Origin of the sequence: Paenibacillus ilasis (genome assembly GCF_043195395.1) — a bacterium.
GTDB lineage: Bacteria > Bacillota > Bacilli > Paenibacillales > Paenibacillaceae > Paenibacillus_AQ > Paenibacillus_AQ lautus.
The window spans coordinates 483,048-500,482 of sequence record NZ_JBHDJG010000002.1 but is presented as its reverse complement, the minus strand read 5'-3'; the positions used below and the strand labels follow the sequence as shown (position 1 = coordinate 500,482).

The window sequence follows — 17,435 nt, the reverse complement described above, 5'->3', positions numbered from 1 at the left end:
AAAAAGAGCCGATCCAAGATCTACATCTTGGTCGGCTCTTTGTATCGATAAAACAATGGTACACGTTATTGATTTAGCAGGAACTCTTCTCCGGCAATGCCCGGGGATGTCATATGGTAAGGGTCCAGAATGACCTGGATCTGTTCCTCTGTCAAAAGACCCTGCTCCAGAATAATCTCCTTGATGCTCTGGCCTGTCTTCTGCGCTTCCTTCACCAGTCTGGAGGCTACGTCATAACCCAGATGCGGGTTCAACGCCGTAATAATGCCGTAGCTGTTATCGACGAAGTACTTGCAGCGTTCCTTATTCGCTGTAAGATCGACCATCAGATTCTTGTAGAACACATCCATGCCGTTCTTCAGGATTTTGAGGGAATGCATCAAGTTGTTCGCTGCGACCGGAACCATGACGTTAAGCTCAAATTGCCCGGCTTCGCATGCCAAACTGATCGTATGATCATTGCCGATAACCTGAAACGACACCTGGTTCATGACCTCGGCCATCACCGGATTGACCTTGCCCGGCATAATCGACGAACCCGGTTGTCTTGCCGGTACGTTCAATTCGTTTAAGCCCGCTCTCGGACCGGAAGCCATCAAGCGGATATCGTTGCACATTTTCGAGAAGTTCACGGCACACACTTTGAGCGCAGCCGACAATTCCATATACGCATCGGTGTTCTGGGTGGCATCGACCAAATCTTCGGCTTGCTTCAAGGAGAAGCCTGTCTGCTCAATCAAATGCTGGACGACGCTGTGCATATAGTCCGGTGTTGCATTAAGCCCCGTGCCTACCGCGGTCGCGCCCATATTAACGACTAACAAGCCTTGCGCGGCACGCTCGATCCGGTTAATGTCACGCGTCAGAACATTGGCATAAGCTCCGAACTCTTGTCCGAGTCGAATCGGTACCGCATCCTGCAGATGCGTGCGCCCCATCTTGATGACATCGTCAAATTCCTTGGCCTTCTCCTGAATGCCGGCAACCAGGGTCCGGAACACCTCAAGCAGATCCTGCGTCAGACGGTAAGACGCGATGCGGATCGCCGTCGGGATGGCATCATTCGTGGACTGCGACATATTAACATGATTATTAGGATTGCAGTAGAAATACTCGGCCTTCTGTTTTCCCAAAATCTCCAGCGCTCGGTTTGCCAACACCTCATTCATATTCATATTGATCGAAGTCCCTGCTCCGCCCTGGATGGAATCGACAATAAATTCGGAACGAAGATTGCCCGCGATGATCTCGTCTGCTGCCTCTATAATGGCACTGCCTATCTTTTTCGGCAGCAGGCCAAGCTCCATGTTCGCCAGGGCTGCGGCTTTCTTAACTTCGCCCAGTGCAGATATCAATTCTGCATGGATGGGTACTCCGCTGATCGGAAAATTCTCTACCGCCCTAACCGTATTAATCCCGTAATAGGCTTCCGCAGGAAGCTGTTTTTCCCCCAGAAAATCTTTTTCAATTCGATACTGCATATCCATGGACAACATCACCATCGCCTTTTGATTATTTTGTATCATGCTTGTCACCTGTTATCATCCAGCTTGCCCGGATATATACAGAATTCTGCCTTCCCACTTGAAATCCTCTATAGCTTACGCGTTTTGTTAGAGAATATTGAATGATATGTGCGAATGCGCAAAAAAAGAGACCTTATCTAAGTATAATTACCCAGAAAAGGCCCCTCTTACCCCATCGTGATGATTCTGTCTGTAGACCATGATGGGGACACACCTGAACTAGAAGACGGCGGTCTTCCTAAGCGGAGGGAAACCTACCGAGATGACGGCCCCTCCCTCTGTTCGATTCCCTGCCGTGATCAGACCTCCGCAGCGCTCCACAATGGCGCGAGCAATGGCCAGACCCAGACCGGACTCCCCATTCTTGCCCTTCACAAACCGGTGGAACAAATACGGAAGCAGTTCCTCGGAGATGCCTTCGCCATCATCGGAAACGGTGAGGAATACCCTGCCATTTTGGATACCGGCTTGAATGTATATATGCTTGCTCGCGTGCCTTGCTCCATTCGAGACGATGTTCAGCAGCGCTTGCAGCAGCTTATCCCGGTCAGCATACACCATTAACGATTCGTTATCGCCATAGGAAGGATGCACGAACAATCCTTTTTTCACCAAGACCGGATTGACTCTTTCGATCGTTTCCTCCACGAGCTCCTTCAAATTGACCGCCGTTGCCTTAAAGATGTCCTCCTCGCTGTCCAGCTTCGCGAGTAGCGTCATCTCGGTCACGATATTGGTCATGCGGCTGCTCTCACTCATAATGATATCCAGGCCTTTGCGAATCTCCTCCCCTTCGAATACCCCGTCCCGAATTCCCTCCGCATACCCGGAGATGGACATGAGCGGCGACTTCAGCTCGTGGGATGCGTTCTGGAAGAATTGCTTCTGCACATGATTGTACCGCTCCAGCTCACCCGCCATTTCGTACACAGACTCTGCAACTACGCCGATCTCTCCGCTTGCCGACACCCGCTGAACTTCGGAGAACTGACGCTCTTTCACCTTCTTCAATTCCTCCCGCAGCAGCATGAGCGGCTTAATCAATCTCTTGGTGATGAACAAGCTTAAGATAACCATGATTACGCCCCCCACAGCAAATACGAGCATCAAACGCCCCATCAGCGCCTGCTCAATGGCCTTGATCTTGCTGATCGGCGTAATCAGCGTCATCGTCCCTTGGGGAACCGCCGTCACCTCGGTGAGGAATTGTCCGCTCCTCGCTGCAGATGAGTACGAAGCCACATAGTCCGGACGGATCGCCTGACTTACCATGAACTGGGCGGAGGGAGTTACCGGAGTCGAGCTGACCACATTCCCTTCGCTATCCTGGATGATTACGCCTACCTCCGCAACCTGTGCCGCGGTCAACCCGCTAACAGCCAATGGAGCACTCTCTATAGGAATGCTCTGGGCGGCCGCGGTTTCGAGTTTTGCCGTCAGCTCAGCCCCTATGGTCTGCATGTCCTTTCTCTGCGTACCGATAAAATGGTCCATCAGCACATAATGAATCACGACCGCCGTCACAGAGAGCACGAGTATTAGCGATAAGGCAAACGCAAGATTGATCTGATGCACCAGCTTCATATCGATGATTCCTCCCCATCCATTCTCATTCGATATCCATGCCCCCAGATGGCCTCGATCGGAAGCTGCTCCACCTTCTTGCGAAGCCTTTTAATGAGATGGTCGACCGCCCGGTCGCTACCAAAGTAGTCGTCGCCCCATACGGAGGTTAGCAGCTCATCCCTTGTAAACGCACGGTTCGGATGCTCAGCGAACACTTTCAGCATCTCAAATTCCTTGTTAGTCATATCCACTTCTTCCCCATCCCAGAACACGCGCCGCTCCTCCAGCATTAACTGAAGCCTTCCGTTGCTAAGCTCCGGGGAAGCCGCAGCAAGCCGCGGAACACGCTCCTCCTGATGGAATTTGTACCATCGGTTTAGCTGCCGTTTGATTCGGGCAACCAGCTCGCGGGGACTGAACGGCTTGACCATGTAGTCATCGCTTCCCAGCTCAAGCCCCAGTATTTTATCCACTTCGCTATCCTTCGCAGAGATCATGATGATCGGGACCTCGGCCTCTGCGCGTATCCGCCGGCACAATTCGAAGCCGTCCATGCCAGGCAGCATAATATCCAGCACCCACATATCCGGCGGGGTCGTTCTCCACATCTCCCAGCCTTCCTCTGCCGTTGCAAGGCCCACCGTCCGATAGCCTTCCTTCCGCAAATAAGCTTCCACCAAATTTCGTATATGCTGATCATCGTCAACCACGGCGATGAGATAATTTTGGTTCATATATATATAGACCTCCGGGTTTCATCTTCCCTCAGTATACCAAGCTGCGGGAATCGAATGGGAATTGCCATTATTTTTCCACAAATACACCAATGTTCTGCCAATGCTGACTCGTACACTGGGTACTGTAAGACAAACCAACCCGATAAGGAGTGTTATATTCGATGAAATACAAACTGTTTGGCAAGCTCGCCCTTTCCGCCGCCCTGCTCGGCACAGCCGCTCTCCCCGTACATGCTTCAGGCGCTGACACAAGTGATGTGCCGAAACCACCAAGCAAAAGCGCACCCGTTGCAACCACCGCCACCATTTCCGTTATGCCGAATCCGCTGGAATTGGCTGAGAAATACGCGCCGGAAACGGTTCAGGACTGGAAGGAAACGCTGGAGAAATACGGAAAGCTTGCCGGAGCCGAGGGAACATTCTTTTTCTCGGAGGCTACGGCTGTCGCTGCAGATAACGGTGATGCAAAGCCGGTTACGCCAGATGGTGAATTCGGAATTGCAATTGCCGTGAGGGCTACTCCGGCTGCAGATATCCAGGGGTCCGTGGACAGCGGGGATATTAAGCAATTCAAAGCAACCCAGATCAAGAAGTTTTCTCCACTGGAAGGTACGGCAATAGAAGTGGCCGAAGTCGTTAAAACCGATGCCGGCGTAGTGAAACACGACGTGATCCATGGCGAGGCAGCAATTTTGGAGGCCGTGAAGATCAGCGATGCAGCAAGTTTTGATGCAGTGAAGATCAGCGATGAAGATCTGGCGTTCATCCATGCCAGAATCGACCTCTTTAAAGCCGTGGGTTCCAAGGACTCGGATGCCATTAAAGAAGCACTGGCGAAGCTGCTGAACCAATACAAGGAGCAGATCGCCAAGCTGGAAGCTGAAGCGAAGTAAACTTATACGGAGTTGCATGTGCCGGCGAAAGCCAATCGTACTTAAAACATAAAGCAACCCCTGCCGGTGCCGCGGCAGGGGTTGCTTTATGCTTACTAGGGGACTTATCGGGTTTTCTTCGCCATAACCTTTATCAGCTTAACGGCCGAGCGCACGCGGGGCCGCTTCAAGTTCTCCTCCACATAGCGGTAATCCGTCAGGATCACTTTGGCATCCCGCAGTCCGTAAGCAAAATCGTCATCGAACAGCAGCCGGTACTCCCATACCCGCTTCTCCCAATTCGGAATATTCGCCAGCATCCATTCATCCTCCGCTCCGGGATGGACATAGGTTTCGCTGACCCCTTCTGGGAGTCTGTACAGCTTATCAATCAGCGATTGCTTGAAGCTCTCATAGCTCTCCCCCTCGACAACAGGAAACGGATGAGAGAGCAGATAATCCGGGATCGGCACGCCAAACGTATCAGCAAGGCCTGAGGCGAGCGCGACTGGACGCTCGATATTCGGCAGCGAGCTGAGCAGCGGGTCCTCCGGGTGGATATAGCGGAATAGTCGTGCGGGGAGGCGCCAACGCGAAGTCTTCCACAGCATCTGCGGAATGAGGCTCCGTCCCGTTTCCATCCCGTACAGGCTGCCCATATGATTATCCACATGGCTGATGCGGATGCCTGCCTTGCTCGCCAGCCGGTACTGCGCCTCCAGCTCTTTTAGCACAGCCCCCGTCTCCGCCCCTCGTTCAAACTCCTGAACGGTCCGGTATTGATGACCGCTGGCGTCTTGAAGGGAGCGATGCCCCGTCAAGCTGCGCCATCGCAGAGCCTCAAATTCGCTCGTCAAGGTCAGATGCAGCCCCACATTGGGTTGGCGCCGGCGTGCGGCCCAGGAGGCTGCCTCTTCAAAGCCGGGAGCCACGGTCATGATGGTTGCCGAGGAGACTTTGTTCTCCTCCAGCAGATGCCGGATCGCCTCATTCATGGCCTTGCTTTGTCCGAAATCGTCACAGTTGATGATCAGTCTTCGTTCCATGTTCATGCCCGCCTCCTATGGTTTTAGAGAATTCGATTTTGGTTGCAAACGATAGCAGGAAGGAAATGGCCAGCAAGCACAATGGAACGACACTGATCAAATACCTGAAGGTCGATTCCGGGTCGTTTCCCGGATTGTCACCGCTTTCATACCCGAATATCATGCCGACAACAAAAAATGCCAGGGCAGAGATCAATCCGCTGGAACGCGTAATAAATCCGCTGACAGCCGTATAGATCCCCTCTCGGCGCAGCCCCGTCCGCTCCGCATCCTCATCGATGATGTTGCCGCTAACCATGGCCGGCGTTACCAGAAATCCCGCCAGACCGAACCCAACGCCGATGCCTGCCAGAATCCCGCTGATCAGATCGTAACCAAACCAGAGCGGAATGACCGAAAGACCATACACGCCAAGCGACAACCTCCAAGCTCTCACACCATCCATTCTTCGGATCATCCAATACCAGACGAATACCAGCGGAATGACCGATACAAACACGGCTGCCAGCAGAATGGATACTTGATTGTCAGGGATCCTGAGCACGTATTTTGCATAAAAAGGGATCGTCGAGCTTATCAGTCCGTTTACCGTCTGGGCAAATGAATTGGCGATATTAAACACCCAGAACTTCTTATTGCGCAAGGTTTCGCGGAATGCTTGGACAAGCTTTAGCGGTTCGCTTGCACTGTACACCTCTTGCTCCCGCACGCTCATCATGCAGAGGAACATGAACACCCCGAACAGCAGCGCGTACAGAATCGCCATATTCGAAAATCCCATGGCGTCATAAATAATCGGGGTCAGCGCGGTACCGATCAATAGCGCCACAACCTGGTAGCCCTGCTGGATGGCCGAGGCTTTCGCCCGGATGCGGTCTCCGCGGAACAGTTCGGGGAACAGTGCTCCATAGTTGACCCATAATACGGTCGCTACCGCTTCATACAGGATAAGGGCAACCAGGAACCACATGAACAGTCCGTTCTGCGATAATCCTTCCGGCGGCGAGAACACCAGCACGAAGGTCAGCATGAACAGCGGAATGGCGCCGAACACCCACGGCCTGCGCCGCCCCAGCCGGGTCTTGGTGCGATCGGACCAATACCCCATCAGCGGATTGTTAACCGCATCCCAGATGAGAAATACCGTGCGTGCCAAGGAAGCCAACCCTATGCCAAGCCCCAAGGTATCCACGTAGAAAAAGATGTAAAAGGAGCTGAACGCCTGGCTCGGGACCATCATGGCAAACATGCCAAGCGAAAATGAATACGGCGAATTCACCCAACTGCGCTTCATCCGTTTCCCTCCATCCGTCATGGACGATTTTGTTGTACAGTATTCTGCGCATGGCAAGAATATACCTGCTCATCAGGAAGGTAAGGAGGTCGTCAAACGACTAAAGAAGCCTGGCGTTATCCGCCAGGCTTCTTATTTACATTCCTTATTGAAGAACGATTTTGATAGCATTGCCAATTGGCGGCAGACTCTTGGTCAGTACCGGGCTGTAGTATCCGATAATCTCCGCCTCTCCAGTCAGTTCACTGGACTTCATAGTTTTACCTTCTTTATTTACGATCACAGTCTCCGGCGTCAGATTCAGGATCACTTCGCTCGGCGATTGTTCCGTTAATCCCTTGCCCTTAATCGTTAAGCGCAGGTTACCGCCATCGGCGTTGATATCCGTAATGGCACCAGCTGTAGCGAGCTGCTCCGTCTCTTCCTTGTCCGGTTTCACGCTGATTTCATAAGCATAGGTCTGAGGAGGCAGGCTCATGGTCATCGCCATGCTGTGAACGGCTTCAATCTCCATCCCTTTCGCAAGATCCTTTAACTCGATCTTCTTGCCTTCCGCATCGCGGATGATCGTGCTCTCATCCACATTCAGCACGATTCCCTCGGTTCCCGTGCCGTTAATGTGAACGGCTTTGCGATCTTCATTATTCATAATTTCACTGATTGTACCACTTACGGTTTCCTTCTTGATCTCTTCTTCGGACGAGATGCTCACCTTCGTGCCATCAACCGATACGTTAGCTTGGAGCACTTCGCTGAAGAAATTAGCCGGAACATAGAGCGTGCCCTTCACGTTTACCGGCGCAGCACCGAGGGACTTGTACATTTTGTTAACCGTATACTGGTCTTTACCTGTTTGCACAAGGGTCCAGATCGGGGATCCCGATTTTGTCAGCTCCGCAGAGCGGTCCTGTTGATTCCACTCCAGTTCGAATCCGAGCGCCTCGGATACGCTGCGCAGCGGGATCATGACCTGCTTCGCATCGGCGTTCATATAACCGGCGCCCGCCACTTCCTTACCGTTAACCAGAACTCCATAATCAATGACAGCCGAGATCACGACTGGTTTTTGTTCCTGGCTGCCTCCAGCCTGGGGTGCTGCATAAGCCGCTGCGCCACCGGAAACTGCCATGGCCGCAACCATCAGCGTCGCCGCTTGCTTCTTCCATTGTTTGTTCATGTTCATCATCCTTTCTAGGTGCCTTAAATGATCGTGTACTACTATACTGACGGGCTGTATTTGCCAAATGTTGCAATGAAATGATAAGTAAACGTACCGATAGACGCGAAAAAGGCCGCTCCGGGATAGACTTATCAAGTCTCCCAAAACGGCCTCTTTATCTGGCTTAGCGATGGATAAACAGCGGGTCAACAAAGCTTCTGCAATATTCCTCCGCAATCTGCTCCGCGCTGTATCCCATATCACGCATGTACAGAATGATATCCGCGCGCGGCAGAGATGCGAGCATCACAGAGGTAAACTGAGGGTCAAGCGGCATCAGTACTCCCTGCTCCGCCGCAAGCTCCAGCAGGCGCTTGATCTGTAATCGCAAAAACGTGAAGGGCGGGTTCTCGCACATAATGTTCTTGGTGTCCTCCAGACGGTCAGAGGTCAGCATCACCCTTAGCCACTCCAAATCTTCATTGAAATGCAGAATGACCTTTGTGATCACCGTACGCAGCCGATGAGCCACCGGTTCACCATCGCTGCTCTGAAGGTAAACGTCCAGCCCTTCCATAAACCGATCGATCTTGGCTTCCATCAGTGTGAAGCAAATCTTGCTCTTGCTGGGGTAACGGCGGTACAAGGTGCCTTGCCCGATCCCGGCCGTTTTCGCCACTTGATGCATGGAGACGTCCTCGACTCCGTATTTATTAAATAAAGCCTGAGCCGTATCCAAAATCTTTTGACCCAACTCGTCATTCTCTTTCGGCAATGCACGCATCCCTTTCTAATTTGAACACACGGGAACCTTATGCAGCAGACTGTTCTTCTTCAACGGGTGAAGTTGTACGTTTAACAAATATGCCCAGTACTAAGGCGATGATTGCAAGAACGAGTCCGATTACGAAAGCATTATGAAGACCGGCAACCATGCTCTCTACCGGATTGAGATCCCCGGTTGTTTCAACGTAATTTTTAGCACCTGCTGTCATGATGCTGATAAATAGCGCCATACCTACGGCCCCGGCTACCTGCTGCAGTGTATTCATGATGGCTGTTCCATGCGGATACAGCAAGCGCGGCAGCTGATTCAAGGCTGTAGTCTGGGCCGGCATCATAACCATCGAAATCCCTATCATCATCATAACATGAAGGAAGATGACATAACCACCAGTCCATGAAGAGTCGATGCCCGAGAACAGGAAGATGGCGACGCTCAAAAGAGCAAGACCAGGGATAATCAGAACCCTAGGTCCGAATTTATCGAACAGCTTTCCTGTGATCGGCGCCATCAATCCGTTGATGATACCGCCAGGCATCATGACCAAGCCTGCTGCAAGCGCCGTTAAGCCCAGTGCGTTCTGCAGGAACAATGGCAGCATGATCATGGTGGAGAACATGCTCATCATCAGCACCAGCATCAGCACGGTTACGAGCGAGAACATCGGAAATTTGAAGGTACGCAGATCCAGCATCGGTTCCTTCATCTTCAGTTGGCGCCATACGAAGAGCAGCAAGCTGATAGCCCCTGCCGTAATGCACCATACTACCTTCGGATCAGACCAAGTGCCTTCTCCGGCACTGCTGAATCCGTATACGATACCCCCAAAACCGATAGTAGACAGAATAATCGAAATATAATCGACCTTCGGCTTGGTCAGTATCGATACGTTCTTAAGGAAAACCGCTGCGAATGCAATGGAGAACGCAGCAAGCGGAATGACCAGATAGAACAACCAGCGCCAGTTCAGCGCGTCCACGATCAAACCGGACAGCGTCGGTCCGATCGCCGGGGCAGTCATGATGACAAGACCGATCATCCCCATGGCGGCTCCGCGATTCTGAGGCGGATAAATACTAAGTATCGTGTTCATCAGAACCGGCAGCATAAGCCCCGTTCCGATCGCTTGCAGGATACGTCCTACCAGCAGCACACCAAACACCGGTGAAAAGCCGCAGACAATCGTACCTATAAGAAATAGCGACATGGCGCCTATAAACATCTGTCTTGTCGTGAACCACAGCTGCAGCAGCGCCGTGACCGGCACCAGAATACCGACAACCAGCATGTAGGAGGTTGAAAGCCACTGCACCGTCGACTCCCCAATACCAAACTGCTCCATCAAGCTTGGGAAAGCGATGTTCAGCAGTGTCTCATTCAAGATGGAAACGAACGCGCCAATAATCAGTGCGGCAACAATCGGCCCTCTCTTTATTTTGCTTAAATCAATCTTGGCCGAACTTGGCCCCACTCCCATATCCAAGACCTTATCCTCCCTTATCTCTGTATACGGACAATTGTCCGGTAATGCGTTTTTCATTTTAACGGACAATTGTCCGCAGGTCAACTGAAAATTTTCATTTAATTTTCAAAATTGGCAGCAAAGATGAATCCTGCAGCGTTATTTGCTGGGTTCAGCAGCAGAAACACGCAGGATATCGGATATTCAAGCTATTAATAAAAAAAGATCTGCCCCTAATCGCGACTAAGGACAGATCCTTATTCTATACACATGCCGACTGTAAGGTTTACTTCTAAAGATCCCTGACGTTTCAAATGCAAGTGTCCTGTATACGCTATACGTCACTCAGGTAAGCAAGTCAGCCCCTGGAACCGTTACGTTACGCGTTCAGCGCATTCTTCTCCTTGTAAACTCTGGCCCAGCCCTCCAGATTGTTCGTTACAATCAACAGGTCGGGGTACTGGGCAAGGGAAGCCAGCACGGCCTCATCATCCGGCGTCCAGACAATGAGCTGGATCCCCCGCTTGCGCGCCTCCTCCATAAACGAAGGGGTCACGTACACATATTTGACGGAAACATAGCGAGCGCCGATCTCCTCCAGGTAAGGAAAGACCGATGGCGTGGCCCCATATATCACTAGACCCAGCTCGATGTCAGGATCAAGCGTGCGAGCCCGTGCAATGGAATAATGATCGAAGGAGGTCAGGAATACCTGCTTCTCCATGCCCGTTTCCTTTATCACGTCAATGACCTTCTGTTCCAGGCCGGGGTAGGTATCCCCCATCTGCTTCAGTTCAATGTCAACGATCATCCGATCCTTGGCAAAACGCAGTGCTTCCTCCAGCGTGGGAATGACTTCTCCCTGGCCTGCATCCAGCTTGCGTATTTCCTCCAGCGTGAAGTCACTGATTGCTCCTGTTCCGTTGGTCGTCCGGTTTACCGTCGGATCATGGATCACTACGGGCACGCCGTCCTTCGTCAGTTGGACATCCAGCTCCAGGTGCGAGAAGCCAAGCTCCAACGCTTTCCGAAAGCCCAGCATCGTGTTCTCCGGGTATTTCAGCGGATACCCTCTATGGGCCAATCCACGTACTTCCATGTGCCATTCCCTCCATATATAAGTCGATTGATGGCCTCGATCACACTGTCGCCACAAAAGGGCGGACTTACGTGATCGAATCGCCGTTTGAAGCTCTATAGGACTGTTCGCCATGAACTTTCCGATCCCTGCTGTCTGCAGCAGATCATAACCTTCGGGAGAAAACGAAGAGACGGTATGGCGGTGTATCCTTACCCACCATTTCCACACCGTCTGGGATACCTGCTTAATCACGGTTATACGAATTATTTAAACGTCGAATTCGCCATCGCGGCCACGATATGCTTCTGCATGACCGTAAAGACCAGCACGATCGGGATAATCGCCATGACGCTGGACGCCATAATGACATTGAAGAACATGGCTTCATTTCCGGCGATAGAATCCCTCAGCATCGCAATGCCTACGGTAAGCACGCGCATGTCGTTGTTGTTGGTCATGATCAGCGGCCAGAAATACGAGTTCCAGGACGAGATGAAGATTAACACGCCCATGGTAACGATCGTTGGCATCGCCATCGGGAACAACAGCTTGTACAGAATGGAGAAACGACCGGCTCCATCCACGCGCGCCGCTTCCAGCACGTCGTTGTTAATCGTTTTGAACGCCTGCCTGAGCAGGAATATCGCGTAGGCGGAAGCCCCGTGAGGCACAATGAGCGCCCAGAACGTATTCAGCCAATCCAGCTTGGACATCATGACGTATACCGGAACGAAAATAACCTGCTCCGGCACGATCAATGCGGCGAGAACGAGCAAGAACAGCGCGTCCCGTCCCCAGAACTTCCCCTTTGCAAATGCAAACGCCGCCATAAGCGCCACATTCAGCTGCAAAATAATGGTTCCAACCGCCATGAGCAGCGTATTGCCGAAAAATCTTGCATAAGGGATAACCCGGAAGGCTTCGGCAAAGTTCTGCCAAGCAAAGGTTTCCGGCCAGAATGTAGGTATGGCCATCCGCATCTCAGACTGCGTCTTAAGCGCGCTGATCAGCAGCCAATACACCGGAAAGAACATAAAGAGCGTCACGATCACGGCTCCGATCATGCGGAGCGTCATCAAGGTCTTTCGGTTCTTTGCGGATCCGGCCATATAATTATCCTTCATAGTGCACCTTCTTCCTGCTGACCACCCATTGTACCAATGTTAACAGCAATATGATTACAAACAGAATCATGACAAGCGCCGATGCTCTTCCTGTTTTGAATTCATCAAAGGCCATCGTATAGATCCAGTACACAATCGCATTCGTTGCCTTGAGCGGACCGCCGCCTGTCATGACGTCGATCGACTGGAACACCTGCATGGAGGAGATAAAGCTGGTGATGACAAGAAACAGGGTCATAGGCGACAAGAGCGGCAGCGTAATGTTGCGGAACTGTCGGAACTTGCTGGCTCCATCAATCGAAGCTGCCTCATAATACTCGGCCGGAATCCCGCGCATGCCTGCAATAAAGAGAATCATGGCAAAGCCGACGCCCTTCCAGACCGAAACGGCAACCAGTGCCGGCAATGCCGTCGAAGGGTTGGTCAGCCACTCGACCGGCTCCATGCCGAACCAGGAAACAATGGAATTCAATAGCCCGTATTGTCCATTGTAAATCCATGTAAATACCATGGCCGCGACAACCATTGAGATGTAATAGGGCATAAAAATGACGCCGCGCATGAAACCGAACAACCGTGACGACGACACGTTGAGCAGCAGGGCCAGCAGCAGCCCGATGACAAGCGTGAATACAACGTCCATGACGGTATACAAGAACGTGACCTTCAAGGAGTGATAGAAATCCGGGTTCGACAGCAAGCGCGTATAGTTATCGACACCCACGAACTTCTTCACGGGTCGCGTCATGTTCCAGTTCGTAAAGCTGATGTACACGGAATAGCCCAGGGGATAATACAGAAATACGCCCATGAATAACAACGCCGGGACCGCGAACGAAAAGTCCTTCCACTTCTCGATCAACGTATGGGACATCCGTTTAGAGACCGAAGCGGTCGCCCGATTGGACGCCGCCTTTGTCACTTGTTTATTGGTCTCCATAGGCATCACTCATAGTCAGCCAGAATATCGTTGATCTTCTTGGCTGCATCCTGCATAAGTGGTATCGGATCTTTTTTGTTCAGCACCATTTCCCCTATGACTTCTTTGTAAACTTCGCTGAATTCAGGGTAAGCCGGGTGCTGCAGGCGCGGCGTTACTTCGTCGAAGTGCTCGTATACCGCTCTGTATTGCGGCCATCTTTCGAAATATTGATCGCCCTCTTCAGACTCGATCGCGGATTTTCTTGTCGGCAGGTATCCAACGGATTCAGCCCACTTAATGTTATGCTCCGCCGAAGTCATGAACTCGATGAATTTCCAAGCCGCTTCTTTCTCCAGATCCTCGGCACCGTCCATCATGACGATCCCCGCGCCGCCAATGTTGGAGGTCCGCACTTTATCTCCAGGGATAAAGGATACGCCAACCTCAAAGTCCGCATTCTCGCGGTACATCTTGAGCAGAGCCGATGAATGCTGCACCATGGCGATTTCACCGTTCAGGAACATCTGGCGCATATTATCGGAAGCTCCTTTTCCGAAGCCCATATGCATACTGCCTTCATTTTGCCACTTGTAGAAGTTCTGGAGGTACCGGAAAGAATCCTCGGTCTCAACGGCCGAAGCACTCAGGTCCTCGGTCAGAATTTGTCCGCCGCCGTTAATGTTCCACGGATCGTAGTACCACGTATCCCAGCCTGGAACGGAGAAGGCATAACGCGTCGTTTTGTCGCCTTCTTTTTTCGTTACCTTTGCATTAAAGTCATCGATCTCATCCCACTTCTGCGGCGGCTCTACACCCAGCTCGTCCAGCATCGTTTTGTTGTATACAAACACGCTGGTACTGACGATCAGAGGGAATCCATATTGCTTGCCATTGAATGCATATGCATTCAGCATCCCTTTGGCGAAATCGTCCATCTTCACTTCATCGCGCTTAATCCATGGGCCCAAATCAGAGAACACGCCGCTGTCCGCAAAGTTTGGCAAGGACGCAACCTCAACATTTGTTACAGCCGGCACGTCATTCGCAGCCACGGCAGCCGACAATTTTTTGTGAAGATCAGGATAACCGCCTTGGAAGACCGGCTCTACCGTAATATGCGGATACTTCTTCTGAAACTCTGCGATCATGTAGTTCAAGCCTTCCAGCTGGGCATCCGCGTGGGCATGCCAGTACTGAATTTTAACAGGCGTTGTATCATTCTTCATATCCATCGAAGCGGCTTCCACATCATCGAGCGAAACCTCGCCTCCGGCACTTTCACTACCACCCCCACCTCCGCAAGCCGTGGTAATCACCATAAATATGGTCAGTAACATTAACAACCATGATTTCTTTTTCATAGATGATCTGTTGTCCCCTCTCGAATCTATTCATCATTCATCCTTCATCACTGCTGTCTATCCACTTCATCCAATAGCCGGTTCAACGGCACGTGGATCCTAAAGGAATGAGGGAATTCTCCCATCCAATCAACCCGTCTACCCCTTAAAAAGCGCACAAAAATAGAGACGTCAAAAGAGCGCAACCTAAGAGCCACCACCTCCTATAAAAGCTAAAGTAGCTGCTACTCGGGTTATCTCATCGTCTCCACCCCTAGCAAATATGTAATTATAGTTAATCCATCAACCGTACAGGGAACCTTACGTCCAAAAACGGGTATCGCCTGTAGATACGAGGTCTGCACCGTTGGCCAGCGCCTCATCGATTTCTTCCTCGCTTCGTAAAAAACCTCCCACAATAAGCGGACAGTGAATTTCCTTCTTCAGGTCGCGGATTACACGGGGCATGAGTCCCGGCATTAATTCCACCTCATCCGGACGGGCTTGTCCGATCATTTTCACTGCGGTTCTTAAAGCAGTCGTATCAATGGCAAACACTCGCTGTATCGAGCTAATGCCCGCTTGGCGCGAAGCCAACACCGTATTGGTCTTCGTCGTAATGATTCCGTCGATCTTGTACGAATCCGCCAAATACTGTACAGCCGAATGATCCCGGCCAATGCCGCTTACCATCTCCAGATGAACAAACACTTTTTTGCCTGAGGAGTGTAGTCGATTAACGATATCTCTGAGTTTTAAGATATCGCCTGTCATCAGGTTCACCCGTTCCACCGTGCTGTTCACAGCCGCATCGATCTGTTCCAGCTTGGTAATCGAAGCGATTACGGGAAGACGCCGTGTCCTTTGATCTGCCATAAGTGCGTGTCCCCCTTTTACCGAACACACTTTATGATAAGGCGATAAGATCATGACAGTATTAACGATTTGTAAAACCTGTGTTAACGACGCTCATTAGGACTTCGATGTATCATGTATACGCTTACCATTCCGTTAACAACAGATTCTACTATATCCCTGGTTTGGTGGATTCCCCCTAGTCTTAGGATCATTCGGTTCAGCGAAGATTAGGATAGCGCTTTCAGAATAGCTTGCCAATCTATTTAATATCTATCATAGAGGAATGATTTAGCCATAGTCTATAGCGAAATTTGTATTATTTTGTCGAATTTAAAAGAATATCAACTCAATGTAACAAATATCATGGCGCGAACGGCGAATTCATGATATCGCATCACCTTAAAGACCACGCTAACACCATCTCACTTCGATACATTCCCGGACCGGCGGGATCTGCCAAGGTTATCGGGGACATTTGCAGCAAAAAAATGAAAAATTGCGCAAAAAAAATGTTGAATAATTTTCCAATGTAGAATAAGATGGCGACAAAGGGAAGGGTAAGCGCTTTCCAAAATTTCAATAGACAGGTGTTATGCCGAAATGAAAATAACTTTAAAAGACATTGCCGACCATGCAAATGTATCTATTTCTTCTGTATCGAGGGCTTTAAACAACGCAAACTCAACAGCACTTGTAAACGACCAAACGCGTCTGCGCATTATTCAAGCTGCCAAGGACCTGGGTTACCATAAGTTTAACAATTCACTGCAAAAAAATGAAAATTTTTCAGTGAATAAAAAAGTTCCAAAGAGAATAGGAGTCGCTTTATATGATGTAAAAGATAAATACCAAGATCCGTATTTTTCAGAGATCATTTACGGGATCGAAAGTGAATTGCTTGATCAAGAATGTATATTGGACTTTACATTTGAGGTGCAAGATATTTTCAATTTCAATTTATTTGGGGATATGAACGAGATTGACTTAGGAGTTATTTGTATCGGACCGCTTAAGCATGATTTCATAAATGAGCTTAATAAGCGGGTTCCATTTGTCATATCGGTGGGCGGAATCCCTAAGCTGGACATTGATTATGTTACGGTGGATTTTCGCAATGCGGCAATGCAAGCAGTTCAATATTTGGTGGATCTTGGTCATCGCAATATTGCTTATATTGGCGGAAGCTCTCAAGTTGGAATGCCGATTGATCAAGAAGAACGTTTCTATGGTTTTAAAGAAGCGATGGAGTTGAACCAACTTGACATTGTTCCGGAGTGGGTTCAAGACGGCTGCTTTGATCTGACCAGGAGTTATGAAGCCATGAAAAAAATTTTAAACACGCAGAGTCCGCCCTCGGCCGTATTTACAGCTAGCGACAAAATGGCATTTGGGGCGTATAAGGCAATTGGTGAATATGGGCTATCGATTCCAAATGATATATCTGTTGTTTCTTTTGATAATGTCGAAATGTCAGAATTCATTAACCCTCCGTTAACAACGGTACAGGTCCACAAGGAGGAAATGGGGAGAATCGCAGTCAAATTGCTGCTTCAGCGCATGGAAGGGGGGATACCTTTGCCATTGATCAGCTATTTGCCGACAAAACTAATGGTCCGCAGTAGCTGCCGAGAAAAGCGAAGTGAAAACTATATGAACGTTTGAGG

Annotated in this window: 15 protein-coding genes; 2 read left to right on the top strand and 13 right to left on the bottom strand. The window is 50.4% G+C overall.

All coding sequences use genetic code 11. From position 1 onward, the window contains the following. Positions 1–65 precede the first annotated feature (65 nt). The 3 genes from aspA to ACETK5_RS22325 form a co-directional block, all read right to left on the bottom strand. A complete protein-coding gene (gene aspA / locus ACETK5_RS22335) occupies positions 66–1,526 on the bottom strand; it encodes an aspartate ammonia-lyase (RefSeq protein ID WP_394057936.1) in 1,461 nt (486 codons plus the stop codon). Between the two features lie 219 nt (positions 1,527–1,745). Beyond that, positions 1,746–3,110: a sensor histidine kinase gene (locus ACETK5_RS22330; RefSeq protein ID WP_394057934.1), complete on the bottom strand. Its 1,365-nt coding sequence runs from the start codon at positions 3,108–3,110 to the stop codon at positions 1,746–1,748. Continuing rightward, positions 3,107–3,826: a response regulator transcription factor gene (locus ACETK5_RS22325; RefSeq protein WP_100539898.1), complete on the bottom strand. Its 720-nt coding sequence runs from the start codon at positions 3,824–3,826 to the stop codon at positions 3,107–3,109. Before ACETK5_RS22325 ends, ACETK5_RS22330 begins: the two co-directional genes overlap by 4 nt. A 164-nt stretch (positions 3,827–3,990) precedes the next feature. Here ACETK5_RS22325 and ACETK5_RS22320 point away from each other — a divergent pair, with 164 nt between their 5' ends. Beyond that, positions 3,991–4,722, top strand: coding sequence for a hypothetical protein (locus ACETK5_RS22320; protein ID WP_394057931.1), 732 nt, complete (start codon positions 3,991–3,993; stop codon positions 4,720–4,722). A gap of 104 nt (positions 4,723–4,826) precedes the next feature. Here ACETK5_RS22320 and ACETK5_RS22315 read toward each other — a convergent pair whose 3' ends face one another. From ACETK5_RS22315 to ACETK5_RS22270, 10 genes are all read right to left on the bottom strand, one after another. Continuing rightward, positions 4,827–5,753 (bottom strand): polysaccharide deacetylase family protein, encoded by a 927-nt coding sequence (locus tag ACETK5_RS22315; RefSeq protein WP_394057929.1) that lies wholly within the window; start codon positions 5,751–5,753, stop codon positions 4,827–4,829. Then, positions 5,719–7,041, bottom strand: a complete 1,323-nt coding sequence (locus tag ACETK5_RS22310) for an MFS transporter (RefSeq protein ID WP_326111487.1) — start codon at positions 7,039–7,041, stop codon at positions 5,719–5,721. Before ACETK5_RS22310 ends, ACETK5_RS22315 begins: the two co-directional genes overlap by 35 nt. 145 nt (positions 7,042–7,186) lie before the next feature. After that, positions 7,187–8,218 (bottom strand): copper amine oxidase N-terminal domain-containing protein, encoded by a 1,032-nt coding sequence (locus ACETK5_RS22305; RefSeq protein ID WP_394057928.1) that lies wholly within the window; start codon positions 8,216–8,218, stop codon positions 7,187–7,189. Between the two features lie 166 nt (positions 8,219–8,384). Then, entirely contained in the window at positions 8,385–8,984 is a 600-nt protein-coding gene (locus tag ACETK5_RS22300; protein WP_243390909.1) for a TetR/AcrR family transcriptional regulator, read from the bottom strand. A gap of 28 nt (positions 8,985–9,012) precedes the next feature. Next, positions 9,013–10,461 carry an MDR family MFS transporter gene (locus ACETK5_RS22295; protein WP_394058336.1) on the bottom strand — a complete coding sequence of 483 codons (1,449 nt, stop codon included), beginning with the start codon at positions 10,459–10,461 and terminating at the stop codon, positions 9,013–9,015. A gap of 364 nt (positions 10,462–10,825) precedes the next feature. Further along, positions 10,826–11,779 (bottom strand): glycerophosphodiester phosphodiesterase, encoded by a 954-nt coding sequence (locus ACETK5_RS22290; RefSeq protein ID WP_243390908.1) that lies wholly within the window; start codon positions 11,777–11,779, stop codon positions 10,826–10,828. 11 nt (positions 11,780–11,790) lie between these two features. Continuing rightward, entirely contained in the window at positions 11,791–12,651 is an 861-nt protein-coding gene (locus tag ACETK5_RS22285; protein WP_100539890.1) for a carbohydrate ABC transporter permease, read from the bottom strand. Beyond that, the gene (locus tag ACETK5_RS22280) at positions 12,641–13,597 is read right to left on the bottom strand and encodes a carbohydrate ABC transporter permease (RefSeq protein ID WP_394057926.1); all 957 of its coding nucleotides are present in this window, start codon (positions 13,595–13,597) and stop codon (positions 12,641–12,643) included. The genes ACETK5_RS22285 and ACETK5_RS22280 overlap by 11 nt, the downstream gene beginning before the upstream one ends. Further along, positions 13,597–14,934, bottom strand: a complete 1,338-nt coding sequence (locus tag ACETK5_RS22275) for an ABC transporter substrate-binding protein (RefSeq protein WP_394057924.1) — start codon at positions 14,932–14,934, stop codon at positions 13,597–13,599. The genes ACETK5_RS22280 and ACETK5_RS22275 overlap by 1 nt, the downstream gene beginning before the upstream one ends. 300 nt (positions 14,935–15,234) lie before the next feature. After that, positions 15,235–15,789, bottom strand: coding sequence for a glycerol-3-phosphate responsive antiterminator (locus tag ACETK5_RS22270; protein ID WP_100539887.1), 555 nt, complete (start codon positions 15,787–15,789; stop codon positions 15,235–15,237). Positions 15,790–16,371: 582 nt separating this feature from the next. On the opposite strand from ACETK5_RS22270, the gene ACETK5_RS22265 reads away from it, so the two are divergent. Further along, entirely contained in the window at positions 16,372–17,433 is a 1,062-nt protein-coding gene (locus tag ACETK5_RS22265) for a LacI family DNA-binding transcriptional regulator (RefSeq protein ID WP_394057922.1), read from the top strand. The last annotated feature ends 2 nt before the right edge of the window (positions 17,434–17,435 follow it).

Excerpts from the sequence above, each read along its gene's own strand:
- aspA (WP_394057936.1), bottom strand. The coding sequence starts at position 1,526 with ATGATACAAAATAATCAAAAGGCGATGGTGATGTTGTCCATGGATATG.
- ACETK5_RS22275 (WP_394057924.1), bottom strand. The coding sequence starts at position 14,934 with ATGAAAAAGAAATCATGGTTGTTAATGTTACTGACCATATTTATGGTG.
- ACETK5_RS22295 (WP_394058336.1), bottom strand. The coding sequence starts at position 10,461 with ATGGGAGTGGGGCCAAGTTCGGCCAAGATTGATTTAAGCAAAATAAAG.
- ACETK5_RS22265 (WP_394057922.1), top strand. The coding sequence starts at position 16,372 with ATGAAAATAACTTTAAAAGACATTGCCGACCATGCAAATGTATCTATT.
- ACETK5_RS22315 (WP_394057929.1), bottom strand. The coding sequence starts at position 5,753 with ATGAACATGGAACGAAGACTGATCATCAACTGTGACGATTTCGGACAA.
- ACETK5_RS22300 (WP_243390909.1), bottom strand. The coding sequence starts at position 8,984 with ATGCGTGCATTGCCGAAAGAGAATGACGAGTTGGGTCAAAAGATTTTG.
- ACETK5_RS22280 (WP_394057926.1), bottom strand. The coding sequence starts at position 13,597 with ATGCCTATGGAGACCAATAAACAAGTGACAAAGGCGGCGTCCAATCGG.
- ACETK5_RS22330 (WP_394057934.1), bottom strand. The coding sequence starts at position 3,110 with ATGAAGCTGGTGCATCAGATCAATCTTGCGTTTGCCTTATCGCTAATA.
- ACETK5_RS22305 (WP_394057928.1), bottom strand. The coding sequence starts at position 8,218 with ATGAACAAACAATGGAAGAAGCAAGCGGCGACGCTGATGGTTGCGGCC.
- ACETK5_RS22285 (WP_100539890.1), bottom strand. The coding sequence starts at position 12,651 with ATGAAGGATAATTATATGGCCGGATCCGCAAAGAACCGAAAGACCTTG.
- ACETK5_RS22325 (WP_100539898.1), bottom strand. The coding sequence starts at position 3,826 with ATGAACCAAAATTATCTCATCGCCGTGGTTGACGATGATCAGCATATA.
- ACETK5_RS22310 (WP_326111487.1), bottom strand. The coding sequence starts at position 7,041 with ATGAAGCGCAGTTGGGTGAATTCGCCGTATTCATTTTCGCTTGGCATG.
- ACETK5_RS22320 (WP_394057931.1), top strand. The coding sequence starts at position 3,991 with ATGAAATACAAACTGTTTGGCAAGCTCGCCCTTTCCGCCGCCCTGCTC.
- ACETK5_RS22270 (WP_100539887.1), bottom strand. The coding sequence starts at position 15,789 with ATGGCAGATCAAAGGACACGGCGTCTTCCCGTAATCGCTTCGATTACC.